Annotated in this window: 12 protein-coding genes and 1 pseudogene; 10 read left to right on the top strand and 3 right to left on the bottom strand. The window is 65.8% G+C overall.

Annotated elements, in window-relative coordinates; all coding sequences use genetic code 11:
• Positions 1–8: 8 nt before the first annotated feature.
• The 6 genes and pseudogenes from ACYVDO_RS11875 to ACYVDO_RS11850 all read left to right on the top strand — a co-directional run bounded on the left by ACYVDO_RS11875 (position 9) and on the right by ACYVDO_RS11850 (position 6,083).
• Positions 9–476, top strand: coding sequence for an acyltransferase (locus tag ACYVDO_RS11875; RefSeq protein ID WP_460936075.1), 468 nt, complete (start codon positions 9–11; stop codon positions 474–476).
• Between the two features lie 143 nt (positions 477–619).
• Positions 620–1,894: a hypothetical protein gene (locus ACYVDO_RS11870; protein ID WP_460936073.1), complete on the top strand. Its 1,275-nt coding sequence runs from the start codon at positions 620–622 to the stop codon at positions 1,892–1,894.
• A gap of 470 nt (positions 1,895–2,364) precedes the next feature.
• A pseudogene (locus ACYVDO_RS11865) lies at positions 2,365–2,523 on the top strand (DapH/DapD/GlmU-related protein); the annotation flags it as partial.
• A 412-nt stretch (positions 2,524–2,935) separates the two neighbouring features.
• Positions 2,936–3,778: a glycosyltransferase gene (locus tag ACYVDO_RS11860; protein WP_460936071.1), complete on the top strand. Its 843-nt coding sequence runs from the start codon at positions 2,936–2,938 to the stop codon at positions 3,776–3,778.
• On the top strand, positions 3,757–4,878 hold the full coding sequence (locus tag ACYVDO_RS11855) for a glycosyltransferase family 4 protein (RefSeq protein WP_460936070.1): 1,122 nt from the start codon (positions 3,757–3,759) through the stop codon (positions 4,876–4,878). Before ACYVDO_RS11860 ends, ACYVDO_RS11855 begins: the two co-directional genes overlap by 22 nt.
• A 68-nt stretch (positions 4,879–4,946) precedes the next feature.
• A complete protein-coding gene (locus tag ACYVDO_RS11850) occupies positions 4,947–6,083 on the top strand; it encodes a glycosyltransferase (protein WP_460936068.1) in 1,137 nt (378 codons plus the stop codon).
• Here the strand turns inward: ACYVDO_RS11850 and ACYVDO_RS11845 are convergent.
• The 3 genes from ACYVDO_RS11845 to ACYVDO_RS11835 all read right to left on the bottom strand — a co-directional run bounded on the left by ACYVDO_RS11845 (position 6,080) and on the right by ACYVDO_RS11835 (position 9,520).
• Positions 6,080–7,351: a nucleotide sugar dehydrogenase gene (locus tag ACYVDO_RS11845; protein WP_460936066.1), complete on the bottom strand. Its 1,272-nt coding sequence runs from the start codon at positions 7,349–7,351 to the stop codon at positions 6,080–6,082. The two genes, ACYVDO_RS11850 and ACYVDO_RS11845, sit on opposite strands and share 4 nt — an antisense overlap.
• Positions 7,348–8,274: an NAD-dependent epimerase/dehydratase family protein gene (locus ACYVDO_RS11840; RefSeq protein WP_460936065.1), complete on the bottom strand. Its 927-nt coding sequence runs from the start codon at positions 8,272–8,274 to the stop codon at positions 7,348–7,350. The genes ACYVDO_RS11845 and ACYVDO_RS11840 overlap by 4 nt, the downstream gene beginning before the upstream one ends.
• A gap of 82 nt (positions 8,275–8,356) precedes the next feature.
• On the bottom strand, positions 8,357–9,520 hold the full coding sequence (locus ACYVDO_RS11835; RefSeq protein WP_460936064.1) for an NAD(P)-dependent malic enzyme: 1,164 nt from the start codon (positions 9,518–9,520) through the stop codon (positions 8,357–8,359).
• A 337-nt stretch (positions 9,521–9,857) separates the two neighbouring features.
• Here ACYVDO_RS11835 and ACYVDO_RS11830 point away from each other — a divergent pair, with 337 nt between their 5' ends.
• Genes ACYVDO_RS11830 through ACYVDO_RS11815 form a run of 4 tightly spaced genes read left to right on the top strand, consistent with a single transcriptional unit; the run spans position 9,858 to position 13,040 of the window.
• Entirely contained in the window at positions 9,858–10,787 is a 930-nt protein-coding gene (locus ACYVDO_RS11830) for an ABC transporter substrate-binding protein (RefSeq protein ID WP_460936062.1), read from the top strand.
• A 20-nt stretch (positions 10,788–10,807) separates the two neighbouring features.
• Complete coding sequence (locus tag ACYVDO_RS11825) at positions 10,808–11,788, top strand: amino acid ABC transporter permease (protein WP_460936060.1); 981 nt, start codon at positions 10,808–10,810, stop codon at positions 11,786–11,788.
• The gene (locus ACYVDO_RS11820; protein ID WP_460936058.1) at positions 11,788–12,663 is read left to right on the top strand and encodes an amino acid ABC transporter ATP-binding protein; all 876 of its coding nucleotides are present in this window, start codon (positions 11,788–11,790) and stop codon (positions 12,661–12,663) included. The genes ACYVDO_RS11825 and ACYVDO_RS11820 overlap by 1 nt, the downstream gene beginning before the upstream one ends.
• Positions 12,663–13,040: a S24/S26 family peptidase gene (locus tag ACYVDO_RS11815; RefSeq protein ID WP_460936056.1), complete on the top strand. Its 378-nt coding sequence runs from the start codon at positions 12,663–12,665 to the stop codon at positions 13,038–13,040. The genes ACYVDO_RS11820 and ACYVDO_RS11815 overlap by 1 nt, the downstream gene beginning before the upstream one ends.
• The last annotated feature ends 12 nt before the right edge of the window (positions 13,041–13,052 follow it).

The following is a 13,052-nucleotide window of genomic DNA, read 5'->3' as shown; positions in this document are numbered from 1 at the left end:
TTGCCAGGATGATCGGTGTGCAGCTCCGGGGTCGCGTGCGGTTCTACGGGATCGACCGTGCGATGTTCGGCTCGGAGCCTTGGCTCGTCACGCTGGGCGACAACGTATACGTGACCGCAGGCGTACAGTTCGTGACGCACGATGGCGGCACGCTCATCCTCAGGAAAGAGGTCCCTGACCTCGAGTGGACTGCCCCCATTGTTGTTGGCAACGATGTGTATTTCGGAATTCGCTCTATCGTGCTCCCGGGCGTGCGAATCGGCGATCGGAGCATCATCGCGGCCGGGGCGGTAGTAACACGCGACGTGCCTGCGAACTCGGTCGTGGGAGGGGTACCCGCAAAACTGCTGTGCACCACGGATGACTACTTGGCACGAATGAGGGAGAAGTCTCTGGGACTCGGACACCTTGCAGGGGCAGAGAAGGAAGCAGCCCTTCGCAGACACTTTGACAGTACGAACCGAGAAACAAAGTGACTATCTCTCGATCGAACGCAGCGCCGGATCGAGGAGTAGCGCGAGGGCCGAAGCTCGCGACTCCCCTCTACTACTCCGCCGTCTACCTTCTCGGGACGTTCCTCCTTTTTCTGGTTGTCGGGCAAACTGGCAAAGTCCAGAGCATGTTTCAGCTGACGACGTTTGTGTCTCTGACTGTCGCGGCTTTTGTAACTGGATATCTGCTCAAGGTTGCGCGCCTGAAGCAGTTCCTACTTTTGGCACCCGCTGAACCCCCGCAGGCGCCGCGGAACCTACCGCTCATAATTGGACTGAGCGCCGCATATTACATGGCATACGGCATCGCCTTGCTTCGCACGTACGGAGCCGCTACCCCCGGCGACGTCATTCAAGCAATAACTCATCCCGGGGCGGCATATTTCGCAAAGTTCAGTGTCTACGAGATGCAGACAGCCGAAGGAGTTCGAAACCCCGCGGTCCAGATACTGACATTGTTTGCGGTTGGTTCTACGCCGCTAATTCCTTTCGCCATTCTGTACTGGCGCGACCTGAAGTTGGCCTTGCGCATTTTTGCAGCATTAGGTCTGGCGATCTACTGCTCCTTCTTCCTCTTCATCGGCACGCTCAAAGGGCTAGGAGATGTACTTATCTTCACCCTCACTGCCTTGCTCCTTCGCTCCAAAGGCGGTTGGGGTCGCGCCGGGAAGCGTCGTGCCTCAAAGGGTTCGAAGATCGTCATGGCGCTGTTGATTGCGACCTTCGGTTCATATATGGCGTTCAATCAAGCGCAGCGAATCCAGGCAGTTGGAATCCAACGGCTCTTCGAGCCCAATCCCATTGTCACTTCCATCATGGGTCCGGACATCGGCCGTGGGGTGAGCGCAACCCTCTTCTACCCCACCCATGGATACCTAGGGCTGTCCTATAACCTAGGAACGGATTTCCAGTGGACCAAGGGGCTAGGCGCTTCCAGAGCTCTCGACAGCTACTGGGGTCAGTATTTTGGGGGGCAGTCCCAGGTTGACAACACCTATCCCGCTCGAACCGAGGTGCGGACCGGCTGGCCTCAAGGGCAGTTCTGGGCCACCATTTATCCTTGGCTGGCCTCGGATATAACATTCCCTGGGACTATCGTCTTCATGGGTCTCCTGGGCTGGTGGCTTGCTAAGTTGTGGTTCGAAAGCGTCTTCCAGCGAGACCGTCTTAGCGTGCTGTTGTTGTGCCAAGAAGTATTGTGCATTGCCTACATTCCAGCGAACAACCAAATTGGCACAGGGCGACCCTCCCTCATTGCATTCGTTTCGTTGTTGATAATGTACGCACTCAGGCGACGAAAGCCGAGTCCTGCCCGCCTGCAAATCGCCAAGCCCCTGCCCTCGATGCGACTCCGACCACCGATGCGGGAGATCTACCCCAGGCGGGGGCCGAGATACCGCTAAGCCGATAGGCACCCAGGCATTCGTCGCAGGATCGTCGGGGCTTGAGCTAGTGAAGCGGCGGAGGTCCCCCATGGAGAAGGAGATGCATGATGCGCGCACAGACGGACCGCCTTTCGTCCTTTGCCCTCTTTATCGCCCGACCCCTCGATGCCGCGTTCAGCTTTGTGGCCAGGGCACGTCGCTGGTCCCACGGCACTGTGTCGGCTCGTCGCTTCGGACACGTGGGCACCGACTTCCGGTTTGACCCCGACGGCGTGTACTCGTACGACACGATCTTCTGCGGCGATCGGGTCGATCTCGGGTATCGACCCGTCCTCCTAGCCACTCGCAGCAGGATCACGATTGGTGATCACGTCATGTTCGGGCCCGAGGTGACGATTCGGGGAGGCAACCATCGGACAGAGGTGGCCGGACTTCCAATGATTGATGTCACAGATGACATGAAGAGCACAGAGGACGATCCCGGCGTCGTAATCGGCAGTGACGTCTGGGTGGGCACCCGCGCCGTGATTCTTGCCGGAGTGCACATCGGGGATGGGGCCGTGATCGCGGCTGGCGCCGTCGTGACCCGAGATGTGCCTCCCTATGCGATCGTGGGCGGGGTTCCTGCGCGAGTCATACGCTTTCGCGAGGGCGCGCCTGCATTGTCCGAAGGCAAGCAAGGATCAACGCGTGACTAACCTTGGCAGCGGCGCCAGAAGTTACGACTTTTTCGTAATTGGCGCCTTTCGCTACCCGGCTGGAGATGCCTCGGCGAATCGCATGCTAGGACTTGCGAAGTGCGCAGCAGCGGCCGGATACAACCCGCTCGTAATTAATGATGCGCCACCTACCGACGGTGGTCGGCCGTCCACGATCGGTGCTTACGACGGAGTCGATTACGTCTGCATCGGCGAACAGGGCGCATCGCGATCGAGACGGTTCGTGCGGCGCTTGAACCGGCCCGTTCGCCTCGCCAACACGATAAGGCGCCTCAGGTCACCGGGCCGACGGTCCTACGCAACCTTCGCGTCTGGTCTGTATACCCTCGGTGCGCACCTGGTGCTGCACACCCTTCTGCGGGTCACCATGATCAGCGATGTTGTGGAACGACACGACGTCGAGCAGTTTCCGTCGGGGTGGCGCTCGCCGTATCTCGTCCGCCACCGATGGACTTCGCGCCTCTCACAGATCCTTCCTGACGGCGTAATTGCGATCTCACGCACTTTGGAGGGAGGTTATGCGGAACGGCGACCCGTGCTCCGGATACCCCCATTGATCGACATGGCTGAGTACGCCACCCCATCACCCCGAGACCCTCGAGATCCACTGACCCTGCTCTATATTGGCAGTCCCTCCAACAAGGACCAGCTAGGAGTCCTCGTCGACGCTGTCATGGATCAGGACGGCGCCCCCCGCCCGATCCTTTTGCGGGTCGCGGGTACTGACTCGAATCAACTCGCAGCCAATGAGGATGTCGGTCCCGACAGGGTGTCGAAATTCGGCAATGTCGTGCAGGTCCTGGGAAGGCTCGAACGTGAAGAAGTTCTCAGTCAACTCCGCGAGGCCGATTTCTCGGTCGTTCTCAGGCCACGAGCGGGATACGCACAGGCGGGATTCCCGTCGAAGGTGCCCGAGAGCCTCGCCGCCGGCTGCCCCCTATTTGCCAATATCACGAGCGACCTCGCGGACTACCTGAGGGACCTCGACAACTCAGTCATCTGTGAGACGGGTGCCGACGGACAAGTGACCGCTGACGCCGTTGCCACGGCGCTGCGGCGGGCCAACGGACTTACTGATCCCGAGCTCCACTCCTTGCGCCTAAGGGCGCGGGAGACCGCCGCGCACCTGCACTACGGTGCGTGGGCTCCAGCACTTCGTGCTTGGCTGGTGACGCTGAGTTGAGCACCCCGTCTAAGCCCGTCATCGTCCAACATTCGTTCGGCGACACCGGTTCGGGTGGTCCGATCGGAGCCCTGGAACGCCTTCTGAGGTCGCCGCTGTCCGACCGCTACGAGTTTGTCCGCATGCACCAGCCCGGCCCGGCTGGTGGCATCAACCTCCCACTTGTGCAGGCGTGGGCTTCAATGTTGCGAGAGGTGCGCCCAGATCTCGTCCACGTTCGTGGACTGGGTAACGAAGGGTTCCACGGTGTGCTCGCGGCACGGGTGGCGCGATGCCCACGGATCCTCGTCAGTATCCATGGGACAGTGCGCGACCTAAGCCATTCGACCAACCGGTTGCGGCAGGGTGTTCTCGTTCGCGGGATCGAGCCCGCCACACTCTCGATGGCGACTGACGTCGCAGCCGTGTGTCGAGCGATGCGCGACCGGACTTTCCTCGATCGCGTGCGCGAGAACGTGCGTGGGTACGTCCCCAACGGAGTCAACGTCCCGCTGCCGGTAACGGCGGCCGATCGTGCAAAAAAGAGGGCTGGGATTGGACTATCCCCGAGTGATGTGGGGGTCGTCGTCGTGGGCAGGCTCAGCCTCGAGAAGGGCCATCTGCAGTTGGCAGACGCCTTGGGGCGGCTGGATCAAAAGGCGCTCACCTCGGCTGTCCTCGTTCTCGTTGGTGACGGCCCCGATGCGGCAACAATCACCGCGGCCTATACCGCCGTGCCTGGCCTCAGGCTGGTCGCATTGGGCCGAAGGCACGACGTGCAGGACATTCTTCAGGCATGTGATGTCTTCGCCTTTCCCACTCTCCACGAGAACCTGTCGAACGCCCTGCTGGAGGCGATGGCGGCGGGGCTGCCGGTTGTGGCCAGTGCCGTCGGAGGTAACGTGGAGGTACTCGAGCAAGGCGGGGGCATCCTCGTACCTGTGAGTGATCGCGTGCAGCTTTCGGACGCAGTCGAACGGCTGGTCCGGGAACCGGGACTACGGACCTCCCTAGGTCAGCAAGGCGTAGACGTGATCCGAAATTCGTACACCGAGGATCACATGGTGAGAGGTTGGGACCGCATGTACCAGGCGATCCTGACAGACACGGACCGCCAATGAGAATCGTCCTGCTTGGCTTCACGATTTCGGACGAGCGCGTGGCGGAGATCCTCCAGACAGACGCTCACATGCCCACCCAGACGCACAGTTTCGCCTGGTCAGTGGTCCGGGCGCTCCGGGCGGCGGGCCTCAGCGTCTCCCTGCTGTCGTCGGAGCCGCTGACCAGCTATCCGGGCAACCCCAGCGTCGCAGTCCGCGGCAGCGCCTTCGTGGCCAATGGTGTCGAGGGGCGCACGCTGGGCTTCGTCAACCTGCTGCTCGCAAAGCACATCACGCGGTTCTGGTCCTGCCTGACCTCCGGCACGAGGTTTCTGCGCCGCAAGCGGCCCGATGTGGTACTTGTCCATGGCGTCCACAGCCCGTACCTGCTGTACGGCGTACTGGCCCGTCGGCTTCTCTCCACGCCGTTCGTCGTGATCCTCACCGATCCGCCAGGTGTCGTCCTGCCCGACGACTCACGGTTGGTTCGGGCACTCAAGCGGCTCGACATCGCGGTGGTCCGGGGCCTGCTTGCCAGGCTCGACGGCGTCGTGGCCCTGACGGCCGCACTGGCTGAGCACTACGCCCCCAGCCTCCCGCCGCTCGTGATGGAGGGCATCGTCGACGACCTCCCCGAGGAGGAACCGCCAGCAGATTCCATCTCAGAGCAGCAACCTCACGTCGTCATGTACGCAGGCGGCCTCAGCGGACCGTACGGCGCTGGTCTGCTGCTCGACGCCGTCCAGCGGCTCGACCACCCGGACGTCGTGTTGCGGACGCTCGGCCGTGGCGAGCTGGCCGAGGCGATCGACGCCGCGGCGCAGACCGACCGGCGGGTCGAGCCCACTCGGTTCGCCACGCGTCAGGAGGTGCTGGCCGAGTACCGCCGTGCCAGTGTGCTCGTGCAGCCGCGCCCGGTCGACCAGGACTTCGTCCGCTACTCCTTTCCGTCCAAGCTCATGGAGTACCTTGCGTCGGGAACGCCAGTCATAAGCACGCGCCTACCCGGCATACCCGCGGAGTACGGCGACCACCTGCATTGGGCCGACGACACCGCTGACGGGCTGGCGAACGCCATCGAGGAGGTCCTCGACCTCACCGCTGACGAGCGACGGCGCCGCGGCGCAGCCGCCCGGGACTTCGTGTGGCGGACGCGAGGGTATGCCGCTCAGGGCCGCCGCCTGCGGGACTTCCTGCGGCAGGTCGCGCATGCTCATCGCCCCTAGAGGCGCTCGACGACCGCCGACTCCTCGAAGGCACCCCGGGTGTCGAGCAGGACGCCGGCGCGCCGTGACAGGGAGTCGGCCTCGTACTCGTGGTGGTTCTGGAGCAGCACGACGATGTCGGCCGACTCGAGTGCCTTGTCTAGGTCGTCGACACACGTGAGGCGGGTGTCGCCCGCGCCCTTAATGGTCCACTCGGCCACGAATGGGTCGTGGTAACTCACGTCCGCGCCCCACTCGAGAAGGCGCTTGGCCAGCGGGTCGGCGGGGCTCTCGCGCCGGTCCGAGATGTTGGCCTTGTACGTCACCCCCAGCAGCAGGACCTTCGCTCCGTTGACCGCCACCCGGCGGTCGTTGAGCGCCTGCCACACCCGGTTTGCGACGTACAGCGGCGCCGCGATGTTGATCTCCTCAGCCAGCTCCACCATGCGGAAGGCATACCCGAGGCGGGCCTTCACCCGGTGGCTAAGGTACGACGGGTCGACCGGGATGCAGTGTCCACCCACGCCCGGGCCGGGGCGGAAGGCCATGAAGCCGAAGGGCTTGGTCTCCGCGCAGTTGATCGCATCCCAGAGATCGATGTCGAGCTCGTGGGAGAAACGGACCATCTCGTTCACGAGGGCGATGTTCACGTGCCGGAAGGTGTTCTCGAGAAGCTTGGCCATCTCGGCCTCCTTCGCCCCCTTCGCCTCGACGACCGTATCGATGAACTGGGCGTAGAAGTCCGCTGCGGCGCGCGTGCACTCAGGGGTGAGTCCCCCGACGACCTTGGGCGTGTTCTTCACCCCGAACTCGTGGTTGCCCGGGTCGATGCGCTCCGGCGAGAACGCGATGTGCACGTCCTTACCGGCTACCAGGTCGTCGCCGAGTACGAGCGGGGCGAAGACCTCCTCGGTCGTACCCGGGTAGGTGGTGGACTCGAGGATGACGAGGGTGCCCGGCCGGATGTGTGCGCCGATCGCGCGGGCGGCGCCTTCGACTGCGCCCAGGTCCGGTCCACCGTCCTCGCTGAGGGGCGTCGGCACGCACACCACGACGACGTCCGCCTCGGCGATGACCGCAGCGTCGGTGCTGGCCGTGAAGCCGGCGTCCAGCCCGGCCCGCAGGTCGGTCTCCGTGACGTCGTCGATGTGCGAGACCCCGGCGTTGAGGGCTTCGACCACGCCGGTGTTGGTGTCGAGCCCCACGACGGTGAGGCCCTTCTCGGCAGCACGGAGGGCCATCGGCAGGCCGACGTATCCCTGCCCTACGACGACGAGGTTGGTGGTCACGAGTTCTCCTTGAACCAGGCAATGGTGTCGTTCAGACCCTGCTCCAGCGAGACGGGCTCGACGTCAGGGAAGAGTCCGCGCAGGACGGCGTTGTCCGCCTGAGAGTGCTTGACGTCGCCCGGCCGGGGGTCGCGGTGCACCACCTCTGCCTTCACGCCGGCCGCACTCTCGATGAGGGCGATGAGCTGCGTCAGCGTGGTGTTGGTGCCGAAGGCCAGGTTGACCGGCTCCGGGTGCGACACGCGACGCTGCGCGGCGTCCAGGAGAACGCGGCACACCGTTCCGACGTAGGTGAAGTCTCGGGAGTTCGTCCCGTCACCGTTGACCGGAAGCGCCTCGCCGCGAAGGAGAGCGTCGATGAACACGGGGATCACCGCGGCATACACGTGCCCCGCGCGCTGCCGGGGGCCATAAACGTTGAAGAAGCGGAACGCCATCGTCTTCATGCCGTAGGACTGCTGGTAGGCCAGCGGGTACTGCTCGGTCGCCAGCTTCGAGACGGCGTAGGGGCTCATCGGCCGGACCCACTCGCGCTCGTTCTTGGGCAGGGCGGGGTTGAGTCCGTACACAGACGACGAGGACGCGACCATCACGTGCTCGACGTCGTGCGCCCGTGCGTTCTCGAGGACCGTCAGGGTGCCCGTCGCGTTGGCGGCGTGCGAAGCAATCGGGTCCTTGATGCTTCGGGGAACACTGCCGAGGGCGGCGAGGTGCACGACAGAATCGACACCCGCCATCGCTTCGGACAGGGCTGCCGGCTCGAGGATCGATCCTTTGACGAAGCGCACGTCGAGACCGTCGAGGTTGTCGGCGTACCCGGTGGACAGGTCATCGATGACGCTGACCTCGTGTCCCCCGGCGAGTGCCAGCCGAGCCAGGTTGGAGCCGATGAACCCGGCACCGCCGGTGATGAGCAACCGCAAGGAGACGCCCCGTAATCGTGGATGGACCCGACAAACGTGCTCATCCTAGTTGCCGTCCGCATCCACCTCGGCCATCACCGTCTCAGGCGCGTCCTCCCACGGCAGCGGCGACGGCGTCGGCGACTCCGAGCTCGAAGACGCTGGGGACGATCTCGTCCGCCTTGGGCTCCGGCACCAGGTCGGCGATAGCGCGCGCCGCGGCCAGCTTCATCGCCTCGGTGACCTGAGGGGCCCCCGAGTCGAGCGCCCCACGGAAGATCCCAGGGAAGGCGAGCACATTGTTGATCTGGTTCGGGTAGTCCGACCGGCCCGTGGCGACCACCGCGGCATACCGGGCAGCCACCTCAGGGTGGACCTCCGGCGTGGGGTTCGCCAGGGCGAAGATGATCGAGCCGGGAGCCATCCGCGCGACCTGTGCCTCGGGCACCTGGCCACCGGAGACCCCGACGTAGACGTCGGCACCCACGAGGGCGTCGCCCAGCGAGCCGGACAGGCCCCGGGGGTTGGTCGTGGCGGCGAGCCGGCGCTTGTGCGCCTGCTCCCCCAGGTCGGTGCGGGACGGGGCTATGATGCCGCGCGAGTCGCACACGACGATGTCGGCGACCCCGGCCCGGGCGAGCAGCCGCGTCACGGCCACGCCCGCCGCGCCGGCCCCGGACACCACCACCCGCAGACCGGCCAGCTCGCGGCCCACGACCTTCGCAGCGTTGAGCAGCCCGGCGAGGACGACGATCGCGGTGCCGTGCTGGTCGTCGTGGAAGACCGGGATGTCGAGCCGCTCCTGGAGGCGTCGCTCGATCTCGAAGCACCGCGGCGCCGAGATGTCCTCGAGGTTGATGCCCCCGTACGTCGGCGCGATCCGGGCGATGGCGTCGACCAGCTCGTCCACCGTGCCGGTCTCCATGCACACGGGCACGGCGTCGACGCCGCCGAAGTGCTTGAAGAGGACGGCCTTGCCCTCCATGACCGGCATCGCCGCGAGCGGACCGATGTCGCCGAGGCCGAGGACGGCCGTGCCATCGGAGACGACCGCCACGGTGTTGGAACGCGAGGTGTACCGGCCGGCGAGCGACGGGTCGGCCGCGATGGCACGCGACACGTCGGCCACCCCGGGCGTGTAGAGCAGGGACAGGTCGGCCCGGTCACGCAGCTGCTGCGTGGCGTGTACACCTAGCTTGCCGCCCTCGTGCGCCCGGAAGACCGGGGAAAACGGGTCGAACAACGGGTACGACGGAGACGCGGACACGGAAGGTCACCTCAGAAGAAGGAGGGGGCGTTGGGGCACACCGCGCACGGATCGAACCGCGCGGTCTCGAGATGGAGCCGGGTGTGGCCACACAGAAACGCAGAGGCGGGGGTTTACCCGCGAGTTCATCGTGGCACAGCGCCCCCGGAGGCCACCACCCCTCGTGACAAGAGTGTGACCGGCGTCGCGTCACAGGTTCTCGGATGCGAGACGGAAACGATCTGGGCAGGACTGGCGCCGTTCGCAGGTATGGCTGGCAGGATGCCCCTATCCCCACAGCCGTGGTGGGCAAACCGTCCCAGCCACGCGGCATACCCCGAGGAAGGACCTCACCAGCATGACCTCACGCCTTCGCCCCGCCGCCGCCCTGGTCGCGGGCCTGGCCACGGCCGGACTCGCCCTGAGCGCGTGCGGCTCCAGCTCGCTCGACACCGGTTCGTCGTCCTCGAGCAGCTCGAGCTCCTCCTCGTCCTCGTCCTCCAGCTCCGGCGGGGGCGTGGACCAGGCCCTTGCCGCCAAGGTCCCGCAGAAGATCAAGGACAAGGGCACGATCGTCGTCGGGTCCGACGCCTCCTACGCCCCCAACGAGTTCCTCGCCAGCGACGGCAAGACCGTCCAGGGCATGGACGTCGACCTCTTCAACGCGGTCGCCGCCAAGCTCGGGCTCAAGGCCGAGTTCCAGAACGCCGGCTTCGACACGATCATCCTCGGTGTGAGCAGCGGCAAGTACGACATCGGCGTCTCCTCCTTCACCATCAACGACCAGCGCAAGAAGCAGGTCAACATGGTCAGCTACTTCAACGCCGGCACCCAGTGGGCGGTGAAGAAGGGCAACCCGAAGAAGGTCGACCCGGCCAACGCCTGCGGCCTGTCCATCGGTGTGCAGAAGGGCACGGTGCAGGTCGACGACCTGACCGCCCGCTCCAAGAAGTGCATCGCCGCCGGCAAGCCGGCCATCAAGCAGATCGTCGAGCAGGACCAGTCGAAGGTCACCGCCGACCTGGTCTCCGGCAAGGCCGACGCGATGCTCGCCGACTCCCCCGTCTGCCTCTACGCGGTCAAGCAGACCAACGGGCAGCTCGAGGCGCTCGGTGACATCTACGACTCGGCCCCCTACGGCTTCGTCGTGCCGAAGGACGAGACCGACTTCGCCCAGGCCATCGCCGACGCGCTGAAGGCGACCGCGGCGGACGGCAGCTACAAGGCAGCCCTCAGCAAGTGGGGCAACGACAGTGGGTCGATCACCGACTTCGCCGTCAACCCCTGACCCGCCGAGAGGCAGGCACCATGACCGAGGCAACGCAACAGCGGCCCGGCTCGACCGGGGCGGGCGCCGGCGACGGCGCCCGCCCGGGGGCGATCCACGCCCGACCCGTGCCGCACCCGTGGCGGTGGGTGGCGCTGGCCGTCATCGCCGTGCTGGTCGCCATGATGATCAGCTCCTGGGTGACCAACCCGAAGTGGGACTTCGGGTTCGCGCTCAAGGTGATGAACTACAAGCCGGTCCTCAGCGGGCTGGTCCAGGGCACCATTCTCACGACGATCTTCTCGATGATCCTGGGCGTCGTCGGCGGGGTGCTCATCGCCATCATGCGGCTGTCGAGCAACCCCGTGCTGCGTGGGGTGTCGTTCGTCTACACCTGGTTCTTCCGCGCCATCCCTCGGTACGTGCTGCTCGCCGTCCTCGGTGTCGGCGTGCTGTACCTCTACCCGACGCTCGACTTCGGCATCCCCTTCGGCAAGGAGATCGCCAAGGCCTTCGGCTTCGGCGACCCGACCTTCTGGACGCTGGACGTCCGCACGATCAGCAGCGGCATCATCGTCGGCATCATCGGCCTCGGGCTCTCCGAGGCTGCCTACATGGCCGAGATCGCCCGCGCCGGGATCCTGTCGGTCGACCGGGGGCAGACCGAGGCCGCCCAGGCCCTCGGCATGTCGTCGAGCAAGACGATGCGGCGGATCGTGCTCCCGCAGGCGATGCGGGTCATCGTGCCGCCGACGGGCAACGAGACCATCGCCATGGTCAAGGACACCTCGCTTCTCGCCGCTGTGCCGGTGAACGTCGAGCTCTTCTTCCAGACCCAGGCCGTCGCCAACCAGACCTACCGGATCATGGGCTCCTACGTCGCGGCGGTGACCTGGTACCTCATCATCTGCTCGGTCCTCATGGTCGGGCAGTCCTGGCTCGAGAAGCGGTTCGGCCGCGGCTTCGGCCAGCCCACCGCCGCCAACCGGGCCCGGTTCCTCAAGATCGGGGCGGACCACTGATGGCCACCGACACGACCAGCAACGCCGACGCGTCGCCGGGCGCCGCCGCCTCGCGACGCACCCGCGGCGCGGCCTCGGACGCCGCGGCACGAAACAAGGACTTCCCCCTCGTCCACGCCGTCAACGTCACCAAGGCGTTCCACGGCAACGAGGTCCTCAAGGGCATCGACATGGACGTCCAGCAGCGCGAGGTCGTCTGCCTGCTCGGGCCGTCCGGCTCCGGCAAGACGACCTTCCTGCGGTGCATCAACCAGCTGGAGTCGATCGACGGCGGCCGCATCTGGGTCGACGGCGAGCTCATGGGCTACACCGACAGGGGCGGCACGCTGCACCACCTCACCGACAAGCAGATCGCCACCCAGCGCCGCGACATCGGGATGGTGTTCCAGCGGTTCAACCTCTTCCCGCACATGACGGCGCTCGAGAACATCATGGAGGCGCCGATCCAGGTCAAGGGCGAGAAGAGGAAGGACGTCCGCGACCGCGCCATGACCCTCCTCGAGCAGGTCGGCCTCAAGGACCGGCACGCGGCATACCCCTCCCAGCTCTCCGGTGGCCAGCAGCAGCGCATCGCCATCGCGCGGGCCCTCGCGATGCAGCCGAAGCTCATGCTCTTCGACGAGCCGACGTCCGCCCTCGACCCCGAGCTCGTCGGCGACGTGCTCCAGGTCATGCGCCAGCTCGCCCACGACGGCATGACCATGATCGTCGTCACCCACGAGATGGGGTTCGCCCGCGAGGTCGCCGACCGGGTGGTGTTCATGGACGCCGGTGTGGTCGTCGAGGAGGGCAAGCCCTCCGAGGTCATCAGCAACCCGCAGCACGAACGCACCCGCTCGTTCCTGCGCCGGATGCACCAGGAACGCGACGAGTAGTGCTGAGCCTCTGCCTCGTCGTCGTCAAGGGCCGCTCGATGGAGCCCACGCTGCACACCGGCGACCGGATGGTCGTCCTGCGCGGCGCTCCCCCGAAGCTGGGACGGCTCGCCATCGTCCGACTCCCCCCTGACGAGTCGGGCGCGCCCCGGCCGCTCGCGGTCAAGCGGGTCACCATGCGCGACCCCGAGGACCCCCGCCGCTACTGGGTGGAGAGCGACAACCAGGCGATGCCCGGCGTCGCCGACTCGTGGACCTACGGCGTCGGCTCGCTGGCGCGCGACCAGATCCGCGGTCTCGTGCTGTTCCGCCTCCCCCACCGCCTGCGTCTGCCCAGGGTCAGGGGGCGCCGTGCGACCGGTGGGGGCGCGGGGTAGGTTGGTGGAGCA

The organism is Phycicoccus ginsengisoli (genome assembly GCF_054779295.1).
Note: the sequence above shows the minus strand (reverse complement) of the source record. Positions and strands in the feature narration are given on the sequence as shown.

Excerpts from the sequence above, each read along its gene's own strand:
- ACYVDO_RS11870 (WP_460936073.1), top strand. The coding sequence starts at position 620 with ATGTTTCAGCTGACGACGTTTGTGTCTCTGACTGTCGCGGCTTTTGTA.
- ACYVDO_RS11875 (WP_460936075.1), top strand. The coding sequence starts at position 9 with ATGATCGGTGTGCAGCTCCGGGGTCGCGTGCGGTTCTACGGGATCGAC.
- ACYVDO_RS11830 (WP_460936062.1), top strand. The coding sequence starts at position 9,858 with ATGACCTCACGCCTTCGCCCCGCCGCCGCCCTGGTCGCGGGCCTGGCC.
- ACYVDO_RS11820 (WP_460936058.1), top strand. The coding sequence starts at position 11,788 with ATGGCCACCGACACGACCAGCAACGCCGACGCGTCGCCGGGCGCCGCC.
- ACYVDO_RS11825 (WP_460936060.1), top strand. The coding sequence starts at position 10,808 with ATGACCGAGGCAACGCAACAGCGGCCCGGCTCGACCGGGGCGGGCGCC.
- ACYVDO_RS11850 (WP_460936068.1), top strand. The coding sequence starts at position 4,947 with ATGCCCACCCAGACGCACAGTTTCGCCTGGTCAGTGGTCCGGGCGCTC.